This is a genomic window from Treponema bryantii (assembly GCF_036492245.1).
Taxonomy (GTDB): domain Bacteria; phylum Spirochaetota; class Spirochaetia; order Treponematales; family Treponemataceae; genus Treponema_D; species Treponema_D bryantii_C.
Genome location: NZ_AP025286.1, coordinates 567,672 through 592,720, shown reverse-complemented (window position 1 = coordinate 592,720; position 25,049 = coordinate 567,672). Strand labels below are relative to the sequence as shown.

The 25,049-nt window shown below is 39.5% G+C and carries 14 protein-coding genes; 10 read left to right on the top strand and 4 right to left on the bottom strand.

Going from position 1 to position 25,049, the window contains the following annotated elements; genetic code table 11:
- The first annotated feature begins 76 nt into the window (after nucleotides 1–76).
- Together AABJ44_RS03030 and urtA are read left to right on the top strand one after the other, a co-directional pair.
- Complete coding sequence (locus AABJ44_RS03030; protein ID WP_338370386.1) at nucleotides 77–3,109, top strand: adenylate/guanylate cyclase domain-containing protein; 3,033 nt, start codon at nucleotides 77–79, stop codon at nucleotides 3,107–3,109.
- An 18-nt stretch (nucleotides 3,110–3,127) separates the two neighbouring features.
- Nucleotides 3,128–4,324, top strand: coding sequence for an urea ABC transporter substrate-binding protein (gene urtA / locus AABJ44_RS03025; RefSeq protein ID WP_338370385.1), 1,197 nt, complete (start codon nucleotides 3,128–3,130; stop codon nucleotides 4,322–4,324).
- 14 nt (nucleotides 4,325–4,338) lie between these two features.
- Here the strand turns inward: urtA and AABJ44_RS03020 are convergent, their stop codons facing one another.
- Nucleotides 4,339–7,215 carry an EAL domain-containing protein gene (locus tag AABJ44_RS03020; RefSeq protein WP_338370384.1) on the bottom strand — a complete coding sequence of 959 codons (2,877 nt, stop codon included), beginning with the start codon at nucleotides 7,213–7,215 and terminating at the stop codon, nucleotides 4,339–4,341.
- 174 nt (nucleotides 7,216–7,389) lie between these two features.
- Between AABJ44_RS03020 and AABJ44_RS03015 the strand changes: the two genes are divergently transcribed.
- Nucleotides 7,390–8,154 carry an HAD family hydrolase gene (locus tag AABJ44_RS03015; protein ID WP_338370383.1) on the top strand — a complete coding sequence of 255 codons (765 nt, stop codon included), beginning with the start codon at nucleotides 7,390–7,392 and terminating at the stop codon, nucleotides 8,152–8,154.
- Nucleotides 8,151–8,597, top strand: a complete 447-nt coding sequence (locus AABJ44_RS03010) for a low molecular weight protein-tyrosine-phosphatase (protein ID WP_338370381.1) — start codon at nucleotides 8,151–8,153, stop codon at nucleotides 8,595–8,597. The genes AABJ44_RS03015 and AABJ44_RS03010 overlap by 4 nt, the downstream gene beginning before the upstream one ends.
- Here the strand turns inward: AABJ44_RS03010 and gltX are convergent.
- From gltX to AABJ44_RS02995, 3 genes are all read right to left on the bottom strand, one after another.
- Nucleotides 8,592–10,163, bottom strand: coding sequence for a glutamate--tRNA ligase (gene gltX / locus AABJ44_RS03005; RefSeq protein WP_338370380.1), 1,572 nt, complete (start codon nucleotides 10,161–10,163; stop codon nucleotides 8,592–8,594). The two genes, AABJ44_RS03010 and gltX, sit on opposite strands and share 6 nt — an antisense overlap.
- An 86-nt stretch (nucleotides 10,164–10,249) precedes the next feature.
- Entirely contained in the window at nucleotides 10,250–11,626 is a 1,377-nt protein-coding gene (locus AABJ44_RS03000; RefSeq protein ID WP_338370378.1) for a sensor domain-containing diguanylate cyclase, read from the bottom strand.
- Nucleotides 11,627–13,288 carry a putative bifunctional diguanylate cyclase/phosphodiesterase gene (locus AABJ44_RS02995; RefSeq protein ID WP_338370377.1) on the bottom strand — a complete coding sequence of 554 codons (1,662 nt, stop codon included), beginning with the start codon at nucleotides 13,286–13,288 and terminating at the stop codon, nucleotides 11,627–11,629. It abuts the gene before it with no gap.
- Nucleotides 13,289–13,510: 222 nt separating this feature from the next.
- Between AABJ44_RS02995 and AABJ44_RS02990 the strand changes: the two genes are divergently transcribed.
- The 6 genes from AABJ44_RS02990 to AABJ44_RS02965 all read left to right on the top strand — a co-directional run bounded on the left by AABJ44_RS02990 (nucleotide 13,511) and on the right by AABJ44_RS02965 (nucleotide 25,031).
- A complete protein-coding gene (locus tag AABJ44_RS02990; protein ID WP_338370376.1) occupies nucleotides 13,511–15,397 on the top strand; it encodes a methyl-accepting chemotaxis protein in 1,887 nt (628 codons plus the stop codon).
- Nucleotides 15,398–15,485: 88 nt separating this feature from the next.
- Nucleotides 15,486–19,214, top strand: coding sequence for a DNA polymerase III subunit alpha (gene dnaE, locus AABJ44_RS02985; protein WP_338370375.1), 3,729 nt, complete (start codon nucleotides 15,486–15,488; stop codon nucleotides 19,212–19,214).
- Nucleotides 19,211–19,804 (top strand): YggT family protein, encoded by a 594-nt coding sequence (locus AABJ44_RS02980; protein WP_074641100.1) that lies wholly within the window; start codon nucleotides 19,211–19,213, stop codon nucleotides 19,802–19,804. The genes dnaE and AABJ44_RS02980 overlap by 4 nt, the downstream gene beginning before the upstream one ends.
- 38 nt (nucleotides 19,805–19,842) lie before the next feature.
- Nucleotides 19,843–22,005: an ATP-dependent DNA helicase RecG gene (gene recG, locus AABJ44_RS02975; protein ID WP_338370374.1), complete on the top strand. Its 2,163-nt coding sequence runs from the start codon at nucleotides 19,843–19,845 to the stop codon at nucleotides 22,003–22,005.
- 43 nt (nucleotides 22,006–22,048) lie between these two features.
- Complete coding sequence (locus AABJ44_RS02970) at nucleotides 22,049–23,947, top strand: substrate-binding and GGDEF domain-containing protein (RefSeq protein ID WP_338370373.1); 1,899 nt, start codon at nucleotides 22,049–22,051, stop codon at nucleotides 23,945–23,947.
- 244 nt (nucleotides 23,948–24,191) lie between these two features.
- The gene (locus tag AABJ44_RS02965) at nucleotides 24,192–25,031 is read left to right on the top strand and encodes a sigma-70 family RNA polymerase sigma factor (RefSeq protein ID WP_074641106.1); all 840 of its coding nucleotides are present in this window, start codon (nucleotides 24,192–24,194) and stop codon (nucleotides 25,029–25,031) included.
- The last annotated feature ends 18 nt before the right edge of the window (nucleotides 25,032–25,049 follow it).

Genomic DNA, 25,049 nt, shown 5'->3' with positions numbered 1-25,049 from the left:
GTTATTCATGATTTTAATAAGAATAGTATTTTGAAAAAATTTGCTTTTATATAATTTTGGGCAGATAATATTTATTATGAAAAAGTTAGTTTTTTCTATAATAATTCTAACATTTTCTTTTTCATGTTTCTCACAAAGCAGTTTCTTTGATAATTATGTTTATCAGTCTTGGAGTGAGTTTGGAGGACTTTCGGGGACTACTGCAAATGACATTTATCAGACGAGAGACGGTTATATAGACATAGGAACATACGAAGGACTTGTTAAATTTGACGGAGTTGAGTTCACTACACTGAACCGAATTTCAAACAAAGAATACGATTTTGTTTCTGCGAGAACTATTATACAGGACAGCCGGGGAGATATATGGGTTGGCTCTAATGATGAAGGACTTCACAGAATATCTGATGCGGGCAATAAGACTTATAAAATTGAAAACGGTCTGCCTAATAATTCAGTTCGTGCTCTTTGCGAAGATACCATTGGAAACATCTGGGTTGGAACAGCCAGCGGTGTAGTTTACATTACTCCAGACGGAAAACTTATAAATCCTCAGTTCGGAGCCGGAACCACAGCAAACGGTGTAATCGCATCAAATCTTTTCTGCGATGACCACGGACGAATCTGGCTTACGACCTCTAATGAAAACGGACTCTTCCTCTGTGAAGATGGAGTTTTTAAACCTCGTGAAGAATTCGAAAAATATTCAACCTATTTTGCAACGGCAATTTACCAGGATCATAAAGGAACTTTCTGGGTTGGTCTTGGAGACAAAGGCATTGCCACAATGCACAACAACAAGGTTACTCTTTTAAAAACAGATACACTGCTTGACCACACGCCAACTTGTACCATTCTTGAAGATGACAATGATGTAATCTGGTTTGGTACAGAGCATGGTCTTGTCGTTTATGCAAATAACAAATTCGAAGAATACAAGGGAGCACCTGAACTTACCGATTCAAATATCAACAGAATCATTCAGGACCGTGAAGACAATATCTGGTTTGCTACAGACCGAAACGGTATTGGAAAAATGACTCACGGTAAATTCATAATGCACCGCCTTGGTAAAACTGTGAACAGTATTGTAGAAGCTCCTGATGGAAAAATCTGGGCAGCAACAGACAAGGGACTACTGTGTTATGAAAATGATGAACCTGTAGAAAACACACTCACGCGATATACAAAAGACCTTCGTGTTCGTCACGTAGAAGCAACCACAGATGGAAAAATTCTTGTCAGCTGTTATACAAAACCTGCTCAACTCATCTATGATGGAAAAACAATTAAAAGCTGGGATTCCGACAATGGCCTTGCAGGAAACAAAGTCCGTGTTGCAATCGAAACTGATAAGGATGAATACTACGTTGGTACTACAACAGGACTCAGCATCATTCACAAAGATGGCAGTATTGTTTCCCTTAAACAGAATACCGGAGATCTCGACACAGAATATGTAATGGCAATTTACAAGGATACTCACGGAATTGTCTGGGTTGGCACAGACGGCGGCGGTATCTTTCTGTTGAAAAATGAAAAGGTTTTCTCACACCTCACCTCAGCAGATGGAATTGCAGGAAATGTAATTTTCAAAATCAATCAGGATGCAAATGGAAACTTCTGGGTTTGTACCGGAAGTGGAATTACACGTATAAAAGATTTTGACACTACAAGAATCAGTAGACTTGAATGTAATACTATAAACTCTGAAAACGGAATTGGCACAAACTCAATTTTCCAGATTATGTTTGATGCTTCAAATGATGCATGGATAACAAATAATCATGGTCTTGCATCTCTTTCAATGACAGAAATTGAAGAGCTTTTTGAAGGTAAACGTCAGAGCCTTACGACAAAATATTACAACAGGAATGATGGTCTTGATTCTGACGGAGCAACCTCTACAGCCCGTGCCATCATAGACAGCATGGGCAGACTGTGGATTCCTCTTGTAGATGGAATAGCAGTTTACGATCCTCAGAAAATCCGAAAGAGTACAATACTTCCTCTGGTTCAGATTGAAACAATTACTATTGATTCAGTAACTCATCAAAATACCGGCGAACTTATTGTTCTGAAACCAGGCACAAAGAGAATTGACATTAAATACACAGGAATCAGTTTTGATGCGCCTGAGCGTTTAACCTTCTCACACATGCTCACTGGCTTTGATAAGGATTATACAATTCCAAGTTCTGAACGCGTTGTTTCTTACACAAACCTTGCTCCTGGAAAACATTCCTTCCTAGTATATGCAATAAACGGAAACGGTCTTCAGTCAAATAACGACGAAATGATGTTCTTCTATCAAAAGCCATATATATGGCAGCGTCCTATTTTCTGGGTTGTTCTGTTCTCGTTACTGGCAGGTACAGGAATTGCTTACTTTTTGATTCGCGAACACAGAATCAAAATGGAAAACATCCGGCTTGAAGCTCTTGTTCAGGCGCGTACCGTTGACCTTGAAATCGAAAAGGATAAATCAGATAAACTTTTGCGTTCTATTCTTCCTGATAAAATTGCTGACAAGCTTAAGGAAACAACCGGCGACAAATCTTTTGGTGAAGACTTTGAGAACGTTACACTGCTCTTCTCTGATATTGTCGGATTTACAAAAGTTTCCAGCGGACATAACGCTAAAGAAATTGTAAAGGCTCTCAACAATCTGTTTACCCGTTTTGATGAACGTGCAAAAGATATGGGTGTCGAAAAAATCAAAACCATTGGAGATGCTTACATGGCTGCCTGTGGTGTTCCTGAAGCAAATGAAAATCATGCACGAATAATGATTGAGTTTGCAAAAGGCATGCTGAGAGACCTTGCAGAATACAATGAAACAGCAGATATTAAATTCCAGATTCGAATCGGTCTTAACTGCGGCCCTGTAACAGCAGGAGTAATTGGAACTCATAAGTTTATTTATGATGTCTGGGGAAATACAGTAAACGTTGCAAGCCGAATGGAAACAGCAGCAAACCCGGGTGGAATAAGAATTACAGAAGATTTGAAAGAACATCTTAGTGATCAAAAGGATTTAAAATTCAGTGAGCCTATTGAATGCCAGGTAAAAGGCAAAGGCAAAATGAAAACTTACGACGTTTTATAGATTTAGGATAGGAGAGATATGAAAAGATATTTTACTCGGGCAGTTATTGTCTCTGCCTCTATTTTGTGTATTTTAACACTCGTTTCCTGCAAGAAACCTAAAAAGAAATATGTTAAGGTTGGTATTCTGCACTCCCTCACAGGTACTATGTCTATAAGTGAAGTGGGAGTTAGAGATGCAGAACTTCTTGCAATAAAGGAATTGAATGAAGCTGGTGGTGTACTTGGCTGTCAGATAAAAATAGTAGAAGAAGACGGCAAAAGTAATCCCCGCATGTTTGCAGAAAAAGCACGTAAACTTCTTGAGGAAGATAAGGTAGCAACTATCTTTGGCTGCTGGACTTCTGATTCCCGCAAGGCTGTCAAAAAAGTTGTAGAAGAAGATTACGGTCTTCTCTGGTATCCGGTTCAATACGAAGGCTTTGAAGCAAGCCCTAACATCATGTATATGGGAGCTGCTCCAAACCAGCAGGTAGTTCCGGCAATTGATTACTGTATTACAAACATTGGAAAACGAATATATCTTCTTGGAAGCGATTATATTTTCCCTCGTACTGCAAATGCAATAATTAAAGCTCAGCTCAAAAACAATGGCGGAACATGCGTAGGAGAAACTTACGTTCCAATGCATGAAGCAGATTTTTCTCAGGTTATAAAGGAAATCCAGAAGCTAAAGCCAGACATAATTATAAATACCCTGAATGGAAATTCTAACCAGTCTTTCTTTTCTCAGTTAAAATATTCTGGTATAGATGCTGACACTATTCCTGTAATGAGTTTTTCTGTTTCTGACAGCGAAATAAAATCTATAGGAATTGAAAAGCTGAAAGGCCATTATGTTGCCTGGAACTATTTTGAATCAACTGCATCAGCTAAAAACACAAGATTTGTTTCTGCTTACAAAAAAGAGTTCGGTCAGAATAAAGCTGTAGGAGATCCTGAAGAGGCTGCCTATATTGCTGTAAATCTCTGGGCTTCTGCATGCACAAGAGCCGGAACCTTTGACGTTGAACCTGTAAGAATTGCAGCTAAGGGGCTAACCTATATCGCTCCAGAAGGAATGGTAACCCTCGAGGGCTCTAATCAGCACCTGAATAAAATAACCCGTATTGGAAAGATCAATGAAAAAGGTCAGATAGATGAGTTGTATTCTTCCGAAGCACCCGTACGTCCAGATCCTTATCTGAGCACTTATGCGTGGGCCCGCGGATTATAATCTGCAATTACAGTTTATAAATGAACATTTCCTGTAAGAGAGGTTGATCTTTCAACCTCTTCTTTTTTTGCATAGAGATGAGGCTGTCTTGTCGTAACGGTGGTTCCTTTTCCAATCTCACTCTTAATATCAATTGTTCCGTTCATAAGATATAGCAGGGTTTTAGCTATACTCAAACCAAGACCTGCACTCTGAATACTGGCATTAACCTCGTTATCTTCCCGCGCAAAACTCTTGCAGATATAAGGAATAAATTCCGGTGAAATTCCAATTCCAGTATCTTCACAGATAAAAGTTATAATACATTCATTCGGATTTTCAGCCTGTTCCTGTCTGAGTCCAAAACGGATTTTTCCGCCTTCAGGAGTATATTTTATTGCATTCATTAAGATGTTCATTACAACATTTGTTGTATGCATAATATCCTGATAAATATACGGATTAGTAATTTCCGACCAGTATTCTACTTCGATTCCTTTTTCATTTACATCTTTTTCAATAAGGGCATAGGTCTTTTCCATAGCCTTTGTAATATCAATAGGAACCTCATTCAGCTGGATATCACCGTTTTCCATCTGGGCAAGCTCATAAACATTGTTTATAAAGCTGAGCATATGTTCTTCTGATTTTTCAATTTTCTTTATATTTGCAAGAGCCGCAGAGTTGTCTTTCACGCTGTTCTTGATTTCATTTGTGAGACCGACCATTGTCTGCATGTCTTCGAGAATATTGTGTGAGACATTGTACATGAAAATATTTTTTGCGCGGTTTGCATTTGAAGCAAGGTCTGCAGTTCTCTGTAATTCAATTTTTCGGACAAGTTCTGCCTCTGCATCTGCCTTTGCCCTTTCTTCCAGAGTAATATCATTAAGGAATACGTAAAAAATATCACCGTAATTTTTTGTCTTTACGAAACGTCCATAATCCTTTACGTATTTTACAGAACCATCCTTTGCCTTTATCCTATATTCAACATAATCAATATTGTTATGTTCTGTAATTTGCATATCAATGCTTCTCTGCACGCGGGTAAAGTCATCAGGATGAACAATTCCACAGAACGAGTTTCCTACATAATCCCGGAATTCTTCAGCTGTCGAACATCCGTACATGCGGATAAGTTCGTTGTTAAAGGAAATAAGTTCCAGGCCGCCATCTGCATGATAAGAGAAGAATCCTCCAGGAATTCCTTCTGCAACCTCATTCGCAGCCATCAGCATATCTTCGCTAAGAGACGTTCTGGTTTTAGCAAAATCTCTGAGTGTGATATTTCCACAGGAAAGGACTGAAGATTTTTTCAGGTATGCTTCAAATTCTTTTACAGGAAGCGGCTTTGAAAAATAATAGCCCTGTATGTAATCACAGCCAAGTGTTCTTAAAATCTTAAACTGCTCTACAGTTTCGGCACCTTCGGCAATTACAAGAAGCCCCATGCGATGAGCCATTTTAATGATATTTTCAATTACAATTTCATTTTTTACAATATTTCGTACAAAGCTGATATCAAGTTTCAGAACATTCAAAGGAAAAGTGGAGAGAGAGCCAAGAGAAGAATAACCGGCACCAAAATCATCCATCTCAATTACAAAGCCCATTTCCTGAGTTCTCTTAACCTGAGAAATAATAAGATCTGTATTTTCCGAATAAAGAGACTCCGTTACTTCCATGTGAAGAAGACTGTGGTCTATATTATATTTTTCAACAATCTGATATTGCTTATCAATACAGCCGGACTCTATAAAATCGCGTCGGGAAACATTAACAGAAATCGGAACCAGAGGAAGTCCATCCTGTTTCCATCTCTGAATATCTTTACAAACCTGTTCAAGAACAAAACAGTCTAGTTTTACAATAAAACCATTTCTTTCAAAAAGCGGAATAAACTGCCCCGGCGACATAAAACCATATTCAGGATGATTCCAGCGAACAAGAGCTTCTGCTCCTGCAATATTCCCGCTTATTGTTTCATGCTTCGGCTGATAAAAAACCTGGAACTGACATTCTTCAAGAGCCCGCTCCATTGTTTCTGTAATACGCTGTTCATTCAAAAGCTGACTCTGCAGTTCATCTTCAAAAAAGGCATAGTCTTTTCCATACTTACCTTTAATTCTACTGATTGAAAGGAATGCTCTGTCGCAGCAGATAACAATAGGGATCTCAACATCTATCGGAGTATAAATTCCCATCTTAACTATCTGATGAGGAATTGGTGCTTTATCAAGAATCAGTTTACTTATGCGTGTAAGGCGCTGCATATCAAAATCATGTTCTGATTCAAAGAAAAGAATATACTGGTCTCCACCATAACGGCCAGAAATTCCTTCAGGCAGAGCCTTCATCATTTCTCTTGCAGTAAACGCCAGAAACTCATTACATTTTTCTACGCCATACAAACTGTTAGAAGATTTGAAATTATCAAAATCAAAAGCAATTAAAGAATATTTTTTTTCCGGATTGGCAGCTATAAACTGTTCCGTTTTAAGCAAAAACGCCTTTCTTGTCAAAAGTCCGGTAAGTGCATCTCTCTCAAGTTCATCAATAGCCTTATTTGCTTCTGCAAGTTTTATGGCAGTTTTAAGGCGATTTAAAACACGTCTTTCATCATAAGGCTTTTTCAGAAAATCCAGAACCTCGAGTGTTAATAATTCAGCTTCTAAATCTGAATTTTCTATATCTGTACTAATAAGAATTGGAATCTTTTCAGTCGGAATAAAGCCACGAAGTTTTTTGACAATAGGAGCGGCCAGTCGAATATCAATAATTGCAGAAGCAATATCATAAAGACCGTTTGAAAGAATTTCAAAAACATCTTCAGGTGAAGTATCTATAACTGTGTACTGAGATGAAATAATTTCTTTCAGCAAGGCTATATTTTCAGCATTGCTGTCCACAAGGAGAATTTTAGGTTTTTCAGTGTTGTATTGATTGCTCATCTACAGTCGCACTTAATATATATAATTATACCACAGTTTATAGGCATTACAAATTTAATATTTCTTTCGTAAACAAGAAGTTAAGTCTCTTCTGTACCTTGTCAAAACCGAAAAAATCTTTCATAATTTATTATGGAAAATATATCTATCATCTTGTCCGATCTGGACGGAACTCTTTTTCACGACGATAAATCAATTTCAGATTATTCAAAAGCTATGATTGCTGAGGCACAGAAAAAAGGTGTGCTGTTTGGCATCTGTACTTCACGTGCCGGAATAAATGCAATTAAATATCTGGACGGGCTTTCTCCAGATATTCTTATTACAAATGGCGGCGGCATTGTAACCTGCAGAGAAAAAATTTATTCCTGCGAGTTCTCCGTTGAAGAAATACGTACTCTTATAGACGCAACTTTTAAGGTCTTTGGACCAGATGCAGTTCTTTCTGTAGACAATGAGTTTGGACTTTATTCTAATTCAAAGGAAGAACTTCCTGATAAATTCTGGGAGTACAATGATTTTTCTGATTTCAATGCCCCCTGCATGAAACTTTGTATTGAATCTCTGGACAAGGAAAAAATTGAAAAGGTCGTTTCCAGCATTGGTCTGGACAAAATTGATTATCTTCCATTTTCTGATATTCCATGGTATAAACTCAGTAAAAAGGGTGCAACAAAAGAAAAGGCTATAGAAGCACTGTGCAGTCATTTAAAAATATCTCCCGCACAGATTGCAGCCTTTGGCGATGATTTTAATGACATCGGAATGCTAAAACTCTGCGGAAAAGGAATTGCCATGAAAAACGCAATTCCAGAAGTTCAGAAAATCGCAGATGAAGTTTGTAAATCAAACGAAGCAGATGGCGTTGCAGACTGGATTAAGGAAAATATTTTATGATTAAGATTTTATTTGTATGTCACGGCAATATCTGCCGCTCTCCAATGGCAGAATTTGTTATGAAAGAACTGGTACGCCGCGCCGGCCGCGAGCACGAATTCTTAATTGAATCAGCCGCTACCAGTCGTGAAGAAATTGGAAACGATATACACTACGGCACCCGCACAAAACTCCGCGAAATGGGTATTCCATTCAGCCGCCGTGCTGCCCGTCAGATTACAAATGCTGATTATGATGAGTTTGATTATCTTGTCGCAATGGACGACGAAAACGAATATTACATGAACCGCTGGTGGGCTCCAGACACTGACCATAAAATAGTACGGCTCTTATCCTTTGCAGGTAAGAGCCGTGACATTGCAGATCCATGGTATACAGGCAACTTTGACCAGACTTATGAAGATATTCTGGAAGGCTGCACTGCCTTCCTGAAAAAATTATAATGTAGCGATAGCTTTCTCAATTCTGGCAAGAGACTTCTCTTCGCCAAGAACGAGGATTGAACCGATGAGCGGTGGTGAAACACGGCTTCCGGTTACAGCCATTCGGATTGGCATCATAAAGTCGCCAAGCTTAATTCCAAGCTCTTCTGCCTTAGACTTAGCAAGAGCTTCTGCACCTTCGTGGTCGAGGCTGAAGCACTGGTGAACAAAATCTTTTGCTGCTTCAAGAACTTCCTTAGTCTTTGCTGCATCAATCTTCTTTGGAACAAGCTGCTCTACAGGAGGAACTGCAGGCTCAGTAAACATAAAGTGAACCATTTCAGCAGCTTCTGTAAGGAACTTAAGACGTTCCTGGATAAGAGGCATAAGTCCCATCAATGTCTTTTCAACATCTTCTGAACTCATGTTCATGCTCTTGTCTACGCAGTAAGGCTTTCCGTCTTCGCCAAGAGCAACGCCAGAGAACTCTGGACCAACATTTGGTTTTGGCTGTGGGTTCTCAGGATTGATTTCGAGAGTTGCATCGCCAGTACCTGTAATAAATGGAAGAGTCCATTTGTACAGTTCTTCTGTTGAGAGCTGGCGGATATAGTTAGCGTTGAAATATTCAAGCTTCTTGTAGTCGAATACAGCCGGTGCCTTATTGAGGTGCTCAAGCTTAAATGCCTTTGCAAGTTCTTCCATTGTATAGAATTCTTTTCCTTCTTCGTAAGAACAACCGAGCATAGCAACGTAATTTACGATAGCCTGTGGAAGATAACCGCGGGCACGGAACTCGTTCAAAGATGTAGAACCGTGGCGCTTAGAAAGTTTCTTTCCATCTGAACCGTTTACCATTGGAAGGTGACAGAACTCAGGATGCTCCCAGCCGAAAGCGCGGTACATCTGAACATGCAGTGGAGTAGAAGGAATCCATTCCTGAGCGCGCATTACGTGGCTGATTTTCATAAAGTGGTCATCAACAATATTTGCAAGGTGATATGTTGGGAAACCATCAGACTTAAGCAAAACTGGATCTGGAGAAATATCTTCGTTCTTCCAAACGATATCGCCGAGAAGGTGGTCAGAGAATTTTGTTTCTCCTTCCATTGGAACCTTAAGACGGATTACGTATGGCTTACCTGCATCGAGATTAGCCTTTACTTCTTCTGGAGTAAGGTGACGGCAGTTGCGGTCATAACCTGGAGCCATCTTATTTTCTGTCTGAATCTTGCGGATACGGTCGAGGCGTTCTGCATCACAGAAACAGTAGTAAGCCTCTCCCTTTTCTACGAGTTCATAAGCATATTTCTTGTAAAGCTCAAAGCGTTCGCTCTGAACGTAAGGACCGTATTCGCCGCCTTTTGAACCGCCTTCATCCCAGTCGATTCCAAGCCATGCCATTGTATCGTAAAGATTTTGTACATATTTTTCATCGTAGCGTGTACGGTCTGTATCTTCGAGACGAAGGATAAATTTTCCGTTTTGTGAACGTGCAAAAAGATAATTAAAAAGTGCAGTGCGAACACCACCAATGTGCTGCATTCCAGTTGGGGAAGGTGCGTAACGAACTCTTACTTCACTCATAAAAAACCTCGTTATTTCAAAAAATCAATAATATAGAAAGTAATGATTGATTATAATGATTTTGAAGAGTTGTCTCAATAGATATGCTATCGGTGGCGACGGTCATGCTTCTTATAATAGGCAGCTTTATCTGAATACATTTGTTCATCTGCACGGCGGAAAACCGACTGCACATCTGAATCTTTTCCAGAAGCATAAATTGCATATCCTTTTGATATGGCAAGAGGAGCCTCTGAATTAAACTCTGTATTTTTTTCATTTGTTTCTGCAACTGCAGAATCTATAGCCTTAAAAATTTTATCTAATTTTTTATCATCAGATATATCTAATACAGCTGCAAATTCATCTCCACCTATTCTGTAAAGGTTTTCTGAACCAACGAAGTCTTTTAAAATATCAGAAGCTGTAATAATCAGCATATCACCATAGTCATGGCCAAAACTGTCATTTGCAGGCTTAAGTCCGTTAATGTCAAAAACAGCAATAGAAAAATCAAGTTCTCTTTCTGCCAGCTGTGCATCAAGTTCTTTAATAATCTCTACATAAGCGTTTCGATTTGCAGCTCCAGTGAGAGCATCTGTATAAGCCATTTTATGAGCATCATCAATATACTGCTGAAGTTCGTTCCGTACATATTTCAAACAATTATACAGTTCCTCAAATTCATCTCGTTTTAAAGACTGAGAATCCTCCTCATACAGTTTGTAAGAATCATTATATTCAAAAGAATCAGAACGACGGCCGGAAGCTATTTTTAATGCATGAGCAAGCTCATCAACTTCTTCCGTAAGCAGATTCATCTCTATATTGATAAATGATAACCGTCTGTGTAATTTACTGATTACAAGAAATACAATAATGCCACCGGCTAGCAGCGAAACAATACAAATAATCAGAACTGTTATAATATGTTCCCTTAGCCGTTTTTCATACCAGTCTGCATCAGCATCAACGGCAATTATTCCACCAACCTTTCCTTTGGAATTAAAAACCGGAACGTAAGCACTATAGAATCGTCCCCATTTATCTTCATACGGTTCTTTATCAAAAGCCGCAATTCCAAGACTTGCAGAATAAAGAGCATCTGTATAAACAATCGGCTCACCAAATTCACCCGGGTCAACAGGAGCAGGATCAATAGTAAACGAAAACTGTTTATTTCCCATATCCCGGATTCCATAAATATAATCAAGTTTAAAGTTATCCTGAAAGGCGCGTAGAATTCCCAGTGAATACTGATACTCAGGAGTATCTTCATCTTCTTTCTGAAGTTTTTCAAGCACGTCACCATCAAGGAGAGACGCTGCACTATTCAAAATATCCAGCATACGCCCCTGCATCTGTTGGCGTAAATCATTACGTGACTGAAGAATTAAAATTGTTCCAAGCGCGCCGTTAACAACAAGTAATAAAATAGAGATAACTAAAACTGATAGTTTTGAGAAACTGGCTCTGGATTTCATTTATTTTGTATCCTTACACAAGCTGACAGCAGAATCAAAATCCAGAGGTTTACCCCATACAAAGCCCTGAATAAAATCACACTTGTGCTCTTTCAGAATTTCAAGTTGGTTTTCATTTTCAACACCTTCTGAAATAACTTCGCAATTCATGATATGGCCCATATAAATTACAGAATCAACCATGTCACACATAACAGGATCTGTTTCAATATTATCAATAAGACTCTTATCAATTTTCAAAAGAGTTACAGGCAGCTTCATAAGCTGAGCAATTGAAGTATAACCGGTTCCAAAATCATCAAGGGCAATCTGAACTCCAAGACTCTTAAGCGACAGGATATTTTCTACCGTAGTCTCCATAGATTCTGCAAAAGAATATTCAGTAATTTCAATTTCAAGATTTTCTGGAGGGAACTGAATTTCATCAATAATCTGTTTAAGTTTCTGTGCAAAATTTTCTGTTCCAATATTCTTTGCCGAAACATTTATTGAAAGAACAAAATCTTTTTTTTCATTTACAACAACAGGCTTAAACTCTGTCATAGCACGGCGCAAAACATAATCATCAATAGAAGTGATTAGATTTGTTTTTTCCGCAGCAGGAATAAAATTTGCAGGACTAATTATTGAACCGTCCGGCTTTTTACAACGAATAAGAGTTTCAAAACCACGGAGTTTCTTTTCATTTGTAGTAAACTGCGGCTGATATACAAGGTAGAAATAATTATTCTGCATTGCATCTTTTATAAGAAACTCTGCTTCTTTCTGTTCAAAATCCAGTTTCTTTAATGAATCAGAAAAAAGACACATTTTTTGATTCTGTAACTTGCGGGCCTCCATCAGCGCAATTTCAGCATCACGCATAACAGAAGCAGAATCCTTGTAATTATCATTTGAACCAATATGAACAATACCTGCTGCAAGGGAAACAATACAACTGTTTTTTACAAGCAGATCTTCACCTTCTTTTGGGGGAAGCATCATGACTTCAGAACGGATTACATTTTTTAGTTTTTCTTCCGGTACAGTTTTTTCATTCAGCAGCATTGCAAAAAGACCGCCGGTAATTCTGAAAAGCATTTCGTTCTCACCAAGCTTACCTTTCAGTTTTTTGGCAGTATCAACTAAAATAAAATCTGCAGCACGAATTCCATATACATCATTTATATTCTTAAAATCTTCTATCTCAATACTTGCGAGATAAAAAGTTTGTTTTACGCTGAGTCTTTCATTTACTTCTTTCACATAATAACGTCTGTTTGGTAAGCCTGTAATAAAATCTGTAAGGCTGTTCATTGATGATCTTTTATAGAAGGAATAAATGATGATTATTGAAACAAGAGAAACAATATTAGATACAATTCCAGGAAGTGGTGCCAGAGAATGAACGGTAAAAATAGGAATCAGGGCAAGAGCAATAGATACTCCCATTATCGTAAAAGCAATTTTGCTGCCCTTCTTAAAATCTATAAATACCATTATGATACAGCACAAAGCATTAACGGCAGCAATAATACCTTGTAAAGAGACAATCGGAATTGTAAAACTTCCCATCGTCAGAATTCCGGAATTTCCATTTGTAGTAGCTGAAATACAATAGATACAGAATATTGATAGTGTTGTAAACAAGGTTAAAAGAAGAGATTTTTTATAGTAAAACACTCAAATATCCTCCAGAATACCTGACGTAATAAATTCTCTCCCCCCATCCTTAAATCACAAGTTTACGTCTGAACTTTTCGATATAACATAATTTTATCATGAGCCATTTATCTCTGCAAGAAAAAAGGCTGGTCAAAATAATTCTTAACTTATTTTGAATCATGCCGTATAATATAAAGGATTATTGTTAATAAAAATTTTAACAAAAAAACAGGAGATTTTATGAGCTCAAAAAAAACTTACGCTAATGGCATCTATGTTCCGTGGTACGGATATTTAATGATTTTCCTTCTATATGCTACACCATTTATGGTAATGACACCAGTTGCTTTAATTACTGGTTTGTTCAGCATGGATGACTTTGGACTTGTTTTCGGAGCTCCAATAATCAACTTAATGGTTGCACTTGTCGTAATTGCAGGTGCATGTATGACATTTCTGTTGCGCTATATAATCATGAAAGCACAGCTTACTCCAGAAGGAATTAAAAAGTTCAATAAACAGCTTAAACTTGTAGACCTTTTTAATATTGTAATACCAGTTGGTTCCATGATTCTTATTGGACAGGTTATGGGTATCTATGTACGAAATCATGGCATACATCTTTCTGCATTTAATGGTGGAAATCCAGGAATCTTCCTTAGTCTTTTGATGCTCGGATCCCTTTTTGATGTAAGTCTTTTGTTCTATATTCTTCATATTCGTATTATTGAACCAAAACTCTATGTTATTCCTTTTAATAACAAAGAGCTTCCTCTTAATATCATTCAGAGAAACGTACTTACACTTACATTTGCGCTTCTTGGTTGTGTATTCCTGATTATTTCTGTTCTTACCCCTGCAAACCTTGCAGCAGGTCCTTCAGTTGTTTACAAACGAATCACTCCAATTCTGATTTATAGCGTTGCTTACTTTACTGTAGCTACATTACTTCTTGTTGCAGATATTATTCATTGTCTTAAGCAGATTGCAGCCATTACCTCAGCACTCTCTCAGAAAGATTATACTGTTGCAGATGGTAGGCCAACACATCGAAGTGAACTTGGTATCATTATTCAGGGAATCAATGCATTCAAAGACCAGGCAAGAGATATGCTTCGCGAAATCGATGTTTCAACAAGAAAGACTTCAAATCAGTCTGATGACCTTGTTCACAACATGGATCTTACAAAAGAAAACGTTGCAAATATTGTTGAATCACTTTCAAGCATGAAGCAGGAAATTGAAAACCAGTCTGCTGGTGTAGAAGAATCTAACTCTTCTATCGAACAGATTATGGGTAATATTCGTGCCCTTAACAATTCTATTGAATCTCAGGCTGCAGGCGTTACACAGTCTTCTGCCGCTGTAGAAGAGATGGTTGCAAATATTGCCAGCGTTTCACAGATTCTTGAAAAGAACAATGTTGTAGTAAACTCTCTTACTGATGCAGCTGATAAAGGGCAGCAGCAGGTTAAGACAGCCGTTAAAACTGCAGATGCTGTACTCCAGCAGTCAGCAGGTATTCTCCAGGCTTCAAGTATCATTCAGAGCATTGCAAGCCGTACAAACCTCCTTGCTATGAACGCCGCTATTGAGTCTGCTCATGCAGGTGAAGCTGGTAAGGGATTCGCAGTAGTTGCTGAAGAAATCCGAAAACTTGCTGAACAGTCTGGAGATCAGAGTAAAGCTATCGACGAAAACCTCCGCTCTCTTTCTGAAGCTATTGCCGGAATTACAACTGATATCAATCACGTACAGGCAGCATTCGAAAATATTTATGAGCTTTCTCAGAAGGTTCGTGAACAGGAAACTGTTATTGCCAACGCAATGGATGAACAGACTGCAGGTAACCAGCAGGTTCTCGAAGCAATGCGCGCTATCAGTGACACAACTGTAGAAGTAAAGAATGGATCTGCAGAAATGCTCGTTGGTGGTGAACAGGTTATCAAGGAAATGCAGAATCTTTCAGAAGTAACAAGAATTATTTCTGATAACATGAATCAGATCAATGACTTCTCTCAGCAGATTTCTGATGCTATTGCAATTACAACAGCTTCTACAAACAGCACTCAGGAAAATCTCAAGGGACTTATGAAAGAGCTTGATATGTTTAAGCTCGGTAAATAAGACTCGCCTTTATTAAGAAAAACACGGCAGCGCGCCGTGTTTTTTTTTGTCTTTTATGTTATACTAAAATCTCCGGGAGCATTAAAAAATGGCTGATTATCATGAATTTCCGGCTGCCCCAGAAGGTACGCCAGTTTCAAATTTCGTACATCTTCATGTACACTCTGACTATTCTCTTTTGGACAGTTGTGCCACACTCGACAAGCTTGTTGCAAAGGCAAAAAGTCTTAACATGCCAGCCCTTGCACTCACCGATCACGGAAACATGTTCGGTGCGCTCAACTTTGAAAAGCTCTGCCATGTAAACGGAATCAACCCGATTGTAGGTGAAGAATTTTATGTTGCCTACGGAAGCCATTATGAAAAAGAAGATGTTCCTTACAGCCATAAAGGAGAAGAAGGAGACCGTCACGCACACTACTTCCACCTTATTCTTCTCTGCGAAAATCAGAAGGGCTATGAAAATATGTGCTGGCTTTCCAGCCGCGCCTTTTGTGATGAAAATGCACTTTATTATGGTAAACCACGTATAGATTTTGAACTTCTTGAACAGTACCACGAAGGAATTATCTGCTGCTCTGCATGTATTCAGGGAGAACTTCCTCAAATGCTTCTTGCAGGAATGGACGCAGAAGCAGAAGAACTTGCCCTTAAGTATAAAAATCTATTTGGTCCTGATCATTATTATATCGAACTTCAGGACCACGGAATTCCCGAGCAGAAGGTTGTTGCAGAAAAACTGATTGCTCTGGCTCACAAACTGGACATTCCGCTTGTTGTTACAAACGATATTCACTATGTAGAAAAAGAAGACGCCATTGCTCAGGATGCTTTACGCTGTATTGGATTCAAAAATCAGCTCCATGAAAAGCATGCAAAGATGGGCGGCGACATGGATCTTGATAACTGGTACTTCAAGACAGAAGCCGAAATGCGTGCTTTGTTCCCTCAGTGTCCAGAAGCCTATGACAATACAATTAAGATTGCCAACATGTGTAATCTTACAATCAAGCAGTACTCAACTCCAGAGCTTAAGGAATGTCTTCCACGCTTCGAACTTCCTGAAGAGTTCCGTACTCACGGCGACGACTATCAGAGCGACCAGAACGACTATGTAAAATATCTTGTAGAAGAAGGTTTGAAAAAACGCTACAAGGAAATTACTCCCGAAATCCGCGAACGTGCCGACTACGAAATGAACACCATCTTTACAATGGGATTCTCCGGCTACTTCCTTATCGTTTGGGAATTCATCAACTGGTCCAAATCAACTTATGACAATGTAAATAAACGTCCAAAACCATATATTCCGATTGGTCCGGGACGAGGTTCCGGTGCGGGTTCGTTAGTAGCCTACGCCATGACAATTACCGATATCGACCCGTTCAGATACGGATTGATCTTTGAGCGATTCTTAAACCCAGAACGTGTATCCATGCCGGATTTCGACGTCGACATGGACTTCGACTATCGCCAGGACATCATTCAGCATACCCGCGACCTTTACGGTGACGCCAACGTTGGACACATCGTTACCTTTGGTACTCTAAAGCCAAAGAACTGTATTGCCGATGTTGGCCGTATTTTGAATATTCCACTGTCAGAAGTAAACGAACTCAAAAAATGTATTCCTGATAATCCTAAAGCAAAACTCAAGGATGCATTCAGTGAGCCTACAGAAAAAATGCCAGATGGCGGTCAGCTGATAAAATACAAAGATGATCCACGCTATCAGGAACTTTTTGATCTTGCATTCCGTCTTGAAGGTGTAAAGCGAAACACTGGTCTTCACGCTTCGGGAATGGTAATTGGTCTTACTCCGCTTCCAGACTGGGCTCCTGTATTTAAGGATCCTAAAACAGGTGAAGTTGGTGTTCAGTATACAATGGATATTATTGAGCCTTGTGGTCTCGTAAAGTTCGACTACCTTGGACTCAAAACCCTCTCGCTTATCCGCTATGCGGAAGCAATCATAAATAAACACCGTCCGGAAGGAACTCCGGAATTCATTACCGCCAACGTAAGTGAAACCGACGAACAGACCTTTGACCTTTTTGACCGCGGAGACTCGGTTGCAGTATTCCAGTTTGAATCTCCTGGTATGCAGAAAATCTTGCGTGAATGTAAACCGCGCTGTATTGAAGAGCTTGTAGCGTTGAATGCGCTTTTCCGACCGGGTCCATTGGCTTATATTCCTAAATATATTGAAGGAAAATGGCACCCGGAAAAGATTGAATACCCAGACCCAGCCCTCGAAGACCTTTTGAAAGAAACCTACGGTATTATGGTTTACCAGGAACAGGTTATGAAGGTAGCCCAGATTATTTCTGGCTTCTCTCTTGGTGGTGCCGATATGCTCCGTCGTGCAATGGGTAAAAAGAAACTCGACGTTCTTATGAAAAAGAAGGAAGAGTTTATTGCCGGTGCCGTTAAAAACGGACACACAGAAGAACACGCCGGCGACATCTTTGAAATCATGATTCCGTTTGCGGGCTACGGATTTAACAAGTCTCACGCTGCCGCTTACTCGGTTCTTGCTTACCGCACAGGCTGGCTCAAAGCGCATTACCCTGCCGAGTTCATGGCAGCGAACCTTACAAACGAAATCACTTCTACAGATGGTCTTCCGTTCTACATTGAAGAAGCGCGCAAGATGGGCGTTGCAGTAGATGCTCCGGACGTAAACCGCTCTGATATTATCTTTGACGTTGTAGACGGCCGCATTGTCTTTGGTCTTAAAGGAATCAAAGGAATGGGAGAAGGAGCCGCTGCTGCAATCATAAAGGAACGCGAAACAAACGGTCCATACAAGAGCTTTATGGACTTTATTATGCGTGTATGTGGTCTTGTTGAAAAGGATGAAGACGGACGCGAAAAAACTCTTGTAAATAAAAAGGCAATAGAAGTTCTCATAAAAACCGGAGCTTTTGACCATCTGAAAGAAAAAGATGGAACCGTATTAAACCGCCCTACACTTCTTGCAAATATGGATGCCGTTCTTGATTATGTTTCATCTTATCTTGAAGATCAGAGAAAAGGCCAGGGCGATTTATTTGGTGAACTTGAAGAAGAAGAAAAAAACTTTGCAGATTTCCAGTTTAAGAAGATTGCAGATATTCCAAATATGGAACTTCTTAATATGGAAAAAGAATGTATCGGTTGTTATGTAAGCGGACATCCTTTGGACAGCTACCGCAAGGCAATTGACAGAGCCGTTACCGTAAGGGCAAGCAACATCAACAGAATTGCAGAAGAAAGCAAGGCAGAAAAAGCAGCCCTTGAAGCAAGCGGTGCAAGAGCATGGCAGATGCGTGATGCCGGAAAATCATATGTTGCACTTGGCATGCTTACAGGAATCCATCAGATTACTACCAAAAAAGGTGCTCAGATGGCCTTTGCTAAACTGAATGATATGGACGGCCAGATTGATTTAACCTTCTTCCCAAAAACATGGGAGACAATGCGCGGTCAGATTGAAGATGGCAGTGTTTATGCCTTCCGTGGAAAAGTTGATGGCAGCCGCGATACACCGTCTCTTATCGTAGATGCAATTGAAGACGTTGAAAAGATGGAAGAGCATTCTGCACAGTCCGTACATATCAAAATAGACTCAAATTTCACTTCTGAATCAGCAATTTCGCAATTACGTGATTTTTTATTTGATAAAATGGGTAAATGCTCAGTATATTTTCATATAGACACGGGAAATAATCCTTATGTCGTAAAGGCAAATGACCAGATTTCCGTAAGCGCTGATGACACAACAATTAAGGCACTGAAGGAAATCAATTTCGTACGGGAGGTTTGGACAGAGTGATTCAAACAATTTTAACTATTTTAGCCGGAGTTCTTTCTATTTATACACTTTTATGTTTTGTATATATTCTGATGTCCTGGTTCCCAGGTGCAAGGTTTACAAAATTCGGACATGTAATGACTGCAATCTGTGAACCTTATATGGGGCTTTTCAGAAAATTGGGATTTCTGAGAATAGGAAGCATTGATTTTTCTCCTATTGTATCTATTGGAATTCTTTCTCTTGCTTCTGCAATTCTTGCTGGAATTCAGCGTACTGGAAGAATCTTCTTTGGTGGAATTCTTGGAACAATTTTGAGCTCTCTATGGGGAATCGCTTCTTCAATCATAGGAATTTTTACACTTTTGATTCTTATTCGCTGGATAGTTCTTCTTATCAATAAGGGAAGAACCTCTTATGACTCTGGCTGGAATCAGGTTGATATGATTTTGAATAAGATGTCATACAAAATCGCCGGAACATTTTCAAAAAAGAATATGAGCTACCAGACTTCACTTTTATTGTCATGGATTATCCTTCTGGTAACTCTTGGCGTTGGACATTTCCTTATTCTGATTCTTGTGAACCTCTGTTATAGAATGCCTTTCTAATTTTCTGAAGTTTTTTTGATTTACTGTGGGAGCACGCCTTGAAGATTTCTGATATAAAAACCCCGGTTTCATCAATTTCTGGAATCGGGCCTCAGCTTACTAAAACGCTGGCTAAAGTTAATATCTTCACAGTAGGCGATCTGCTCCAGTATTATCCGCGTGACTACGAGGATAGGACACGTAAAGTAACGTTTGGTGAGCGCGGACAGAACGGAAAAGTGCATACAGTTGCTCAGGTAGTCCGCCAGGAATGGTTCGGCTATGGGCGAATGAAAACACTCAAGCTTATTGTTACAGACGGTACAGGAACTGCAGAACTTATCTGCTTCAACCGTGCCTTTTTAGAAAAATCTCTTGTCCCGGGAACTATAATCACTGTGACCGGGCAGTTTTTTGTAAAATACGGTGCTTTACAGAGCACTGCATTTGAAGCAATCAAGCACACAGAATATACGGAATCAGAGCCCGGTAAAACGCTCGACCTCACATCCATTTCCCCAAAAGAAAGCGGTGTAATTCCTATCTATCCTCTTACAGAAGGACTTACTCAAAAAGCTATTTCAAAAGCCATAACACAGGCACTGTCACAATATGCGTTTGGTATTGAAGACGAGATACCGGCCGAAATTATACAAAAACGCGGATTACTTTCAAAACAGGATGCAATCCGCCTTATTCACCGCCCCACCGAAATATCCCAGGCGGCGGCCGCGCGCCAGACACTTGCCTTTGAAGAACTTTTTCAATTCCAGTCTGTGATTGCAAAACGAGTCTTTGAGAGAAAAGGCGCTTCGGGAGTTCTCGTCTCTTCAGCTCCGCAAAGAGAGTCCGATCAAAAAGTTGTCGACCTCAAAACCTTCACTGACAGCCTTTCCCCGCTGCAGCTCGATTTCTTCAACTCCCTGCCATTCCCGCTCACAGACGACCAGCGCAGCGTAATTTACGAGATGGATGCCGAAATTGACCGCGCCTACACCGAACGGGAACGAATTCTCAATCAATTAGACCGTGACCTTCCACCGCCAACAACTCCAAGCTTTACTATGGCCCGTCTGCTTCAGGGAGATGTAGGCTCTGGAAAAACGCTTGTATCACTTTTCCTTTGTCTGAGAATAATCAGCTGGAAGGGTCAGTGTGCTTTTATGGCTCCAACAGAAATCCTTGCCCGTCAGCATGCTGAAACTACTGCAAAACTTCTGGCACCACTTGGAGTAAGAACAGCCTTCCTTACCGGAAATCTCCGTGCGAAAGGCCGTACCCCGCTGCTCAAAGCCCTTAAAGAAGGCGATATTGATATTGTCGTTGGTACACACGCACTTTTTTCATCAAATGTTGAGTACAAGGATATGAAGCTCGCTGTAATTGATGAACAGCATCGCTTCGGAGTTTTACAGCGCCAGGCAATTCTAGAAAAAGGTAGAGTAACTAACCGCGGCATGACATTCGAACCGAATCTACTTATGATGAGCGCAACTCCAATTCCACAAAGTCTTGCCCTCACAGTGTTTGGAGATCTCGATATTTCATCTATTCATACAATGCCAGCCGGACGAAAACCAGTCACAACCTATCTTGTAAAAGAAGGAAACGAAATCAATGCTTACGAAGCCGTACGTAAGGAACTCGCTCAGGGACATCAGGCATATTTTGTTTATCCGGCAATCGACAGCGATGAAAACATAAAATCGGCAGAGCGGGCCTTTACCCACCTGCGTGACCACATCTATCCTCAATATAAATGTGCTCTTGTGCACAGTAAGGTCGACGAAGAAGAACAGGTTCAGATTCTAAATGCCTTCCGTGACGGTGCAATTCAAATACTCGCCGCAACTACAGTAATCGAAGTAGGTGTCGATGTCCCGAATGCAACCTGTATGGTAATTGAACAGGCAGATCGTTTTGGTATGGCACAGCTTCATCAGCTGCGAGGACGAGTTGGCCGCGGCACCGCTCAGTCTTACTGCTTCCTTATTTACAGCAAAGACATTACAGAAACCGGCATTGAACGAATGAAAGCCCTCCGCCAGAGCACAGATGGATTTTTCATCGCAGAGCAGGATCTTAAAACCCGAGGTCCTGGAGAACTCAACGGCACAGTTCAGGCAGGAGAACTCGGTTTCCGAATAGCAGATCTTTCCCGCGACATGGGCATTATGCAGGATGCCCGAACAGATGCACTTTCTTTTATCTCGGAAAAATAATTTTTTATTTAATTATTGAATTTTCTGTAATATAATTATAGATATGAAACGGAGAATTGCAGTTTTCGCCAACGGCTGGAACAATCTTGGAATCGCACAGGCTCTTAAAGGAATTCAGGAAGTAACTGATAAACAAAACATTGATATCTTTCTATTTTTAAGTTTTGCAGCGTTCAGCCACCCGGAATCCCGACAAAAGGGCGAAGATTCCATTTTTTATCTTTCAGATTACAAGAACTTTGACGGTGCCATAGTTTTTTCAAATATGCTTAACACCGGAAATAATCCAGATAATATATCAAAGCTTCTGGTAGCAAATGATGTACCGTCTGTCAGTATTGGAGTCCCGTTAGATGGCCTCAGTTATGTTGGAATTGATAACTACAAAGGCATGTTCGAAATGGTTGACCATCTTGTTAAGGAACATCATATAAAAAATCCAGCCTTTTTTGCAGGAACAAAAGAACATCCAGATTCAAATGAACGTCTAGATGCAACAAGAAAAGCCTTATCAACAAATGGAATTGAACTTAAAGACGAAAATATCCGCTATACAAACTGGGAATATATTACAAGTATTAAATATGCGATGGAGTTAACTAAGCGGGAAAATCCACCGGATGCTTTTATCTGTGCAAATGACAATATTGCCATTGCAGTCTGTATTGGTTTGAGAGACCATGGATTTTCAGTACCTAAGGATTTTATTGTAACCGGCTTTGATAAAATCTCTTTTGCCTCAACATTTTATCCTTCCATCACTACAGTTTATCAGGATTTCGAAAAAATCGGATACATTGCAGCCTGGCAGCTTATAGAAAAAATTGAGGGAACCGCAAAACCTGAGAAAGTTGTGGTTTCATCTTCCTTTGTAAAAAATGAAAGCTGTGGTTGTATGTCTGAAAGTGAGGGTGATTCATACCGTAAAGATTTCTGTATAAATGCATATATGAAAGAAATGGAAAACATCATATTCCAGAGTCAGGAAACTGATATGATAAATTCCATTTTCAATTGTTCAAACTATCCAGACTTCAAAAAATCCCTTATGAATTACTATAAATACAATAGAACTTTTGCAGATAAGGATTTTTACTTCATTCTTGATTCCGAAGCAAAAAACAGCTTTATAGATGCTTCTTTTAAAGGTACTAAACAATTTTCTGATTATATGGATTGTCTTGTCGGCATAAAAGGAAAAAAGATTTTTAGTAAAGAACATTTTCCGCGGCAAGACCTGATTCCAGACTTTGATGACAAGGCTAAGCCTTCTGTTTATACCTTTACTCCACTTCATTATGATGATTACATTTTCGGATATATTGTTGTTAAAGACGCTGTTGATTTTCTGATTGATACAACTCTGAATCATTATATGATCCAGATAAATGGAAACCTTGAGCAGTATCGAAAGAACTGTAAACTGGATGAAATGAACAAAACTTTACTCAATATTTCAAACACAGACCAGCTTACAGGACTTAATAACCGATTTGGTATGGAACAGAATGGTATTCCTCTTCTGGAAAAAGCAAATGCGCGTAAACAGAAGTGTGCAGTTGTATTTGTTGATATCAATAGAATGAAATATATCAATGATAACTTTGGCCATCTTCAGGGAGATCTTGCCATAAGAACAGTTTCCTCTGCATTGCTGACAGAAATGCCTAAAAACTGGATTGGTATCCGTTATGGTGGAGATGAGTTCATTGCCCTTGGTGTTTGCAATGATGAAAAGGTGGTCCAGAAATACATAAAGAAACTGACTGATAATCTTACAAAACAGGTTTCTTCCATGCAGCTTTCATATCCACTTACTGCAAGCTGTGGTTATATCATTACAGATCCAGAATCTTCCAATACTATTATTGATTATATTAACCAGGCAGATAACCTGATGTATATCAGGAAGCAGGAAGCTCACAATTCTGAAAGCAAATAATCTGTTTTTTGCCTTTATGTGTCAAAATAACCCGTAAACGCCCCTCTCTAACATCACTGTATCAAAATGACACTAAATTCCGGTACAACCTGTTCACTGTGTCTTTTTAACCCCTTAAACAGGTGTAAAAATGACAAAATTCCGCTTTTTTTTTATTATTTTTTTAGTTTTTTGATATTTTTTACTTGTCGTTTTTACTTGGCACATTACTTGCTATATCATAAGTATAAAAGGAGATTATGCCATGACACGCGATGAAAACATTCTTGCTATGTACCTTAAAGAAATCAACAAGATTCCTATGATTTCACACGAAGAAGAAGTTGAGCTTGCTCAGAAAGCTCAGGCTGGCGATAAAGCTGCTAAAAACAAACTTGTAAATTCGAATCTCCGCTTTGTAGTTAATGTTGCAAAGAAATACCAGAATCATGGGCTCGATCTTTCAGACTTAATCAGCGAAGGAAACCTTGGTCTCCTTACTGCTGTAGATAAATTCGATGCTTCAAAGGGCTATCACTTCATTTCATATGCTGTATGGTGGATTCGTCAGAGCATTCTTAAAGCAATCTGCGAAAAGAGCCGGGCTATCCGCCTTCCACTCAACCGTGCTAATGAGCTCGTTCAGATTGAACATGCACGCAAAGTTGTTGGAACAAAGAAAACAGAACAGCAGGAATATGAAGAGATTGGAGCTATGCTCAACATGGATGCTTCACACGTTCGCGATATGATTAACATCAGCCGCGAAATGATCAGCCTTGATGCAGAAGTTAATGATTCAGATAACGGACATTCTAAGGTTGGAGACTTCTTCGAAGATAACGCTTACGATCGTCCAGAAGAAAAGGCTATTGAAAAGTCTATGCATGAAGAAATTGACGGTGTAATCAATACACTTCGTCCAAACGAAGCTCGTGTTATCCGTATGCGTTACGGCCTCAACGGAGCAAAACCTATGTCGCTTAAGGAAGTTGGAGAAGAATGCTCTCTCACAAAAGAGCGCATCCGCCAGATTGAAAAGCATGCAATTGTAAGACTGCAGCATCCTACAAGAGCACGTCGCCTTGAAGCTTACGTTGCTTAAAAATAAATGAAATCAAAA

Bases quoted from the DNA above. Each gene is read 5' to 3' on its own strand.
- AABJ44_RS02965 (WP_074641106.1), top strand. From the start codon at position 24,192: ATGACACGCGATGAAAACATTCTTGCTATGTACCTTAAAGAAATCAAC.
- AABJ44_RS03015 (WP_338370383.1), top strand. From the start codon at position 7,390: ATGGAAAATATATCTATCATCTTGTCCGATCTGGACGGAACTCTTTTT.
- AABJ44_RS02990 (WP_338370376.1), top strand. From the start codon at position 13,511: ATGAGCTCAAAAAAAACTTACGCTAATGGCATCTATGTTCCGTGGTAC.
- gltX (WP_338370380.1), bottom strand. From the start codon at position 10,163: ATGAGTGAAGTAAGAGTTCGTTACGCACCTTCCCCAACTGGAATGCAG.
- urtA (WP_338370385.1), top strand. From the start codon at position 3,128: ATGAAAAGATATTTTACTCGGGCAGTTATTGTCTCTGCCTCTATTTTG.
- AABJ44_RS03030 (WP_338370386.1), top strand. From the start codon at position 77: ATGAAAAAGTTAGTTTTTTCTATAATAATTCTAACATTTTCTTTTTCA.
- AABJ44_RS03000 (WP_338370378.1), bottom strand. From the start codon at position 11,626: ATGAAATCCAGAGCCAGTTTCTCAAAACTATCAGTTTTAGTTATCTCT.
- dnaE (WP_338370375.1), top strand. From the start codon at position 15,486: ATGGCTGATTATCATGAATTTCCGGCTGCCCCAGAAGGTACGCCAGTT.
- AABJ44_RS02970 (WP_338370373.1), top strand. From the start codon at position 22,049: ATGAAACGGAGAATTGCAGTTTTCGCCAACGGCTGGAACAATCTTGGA.
- AABJ44_RS03010 (WP_338370381.1), top strand. From the start codon at position 8,151: ATGATTAAGATTTTATTTGTATGTCACGGCAATATCTGCCGCTCTCCA.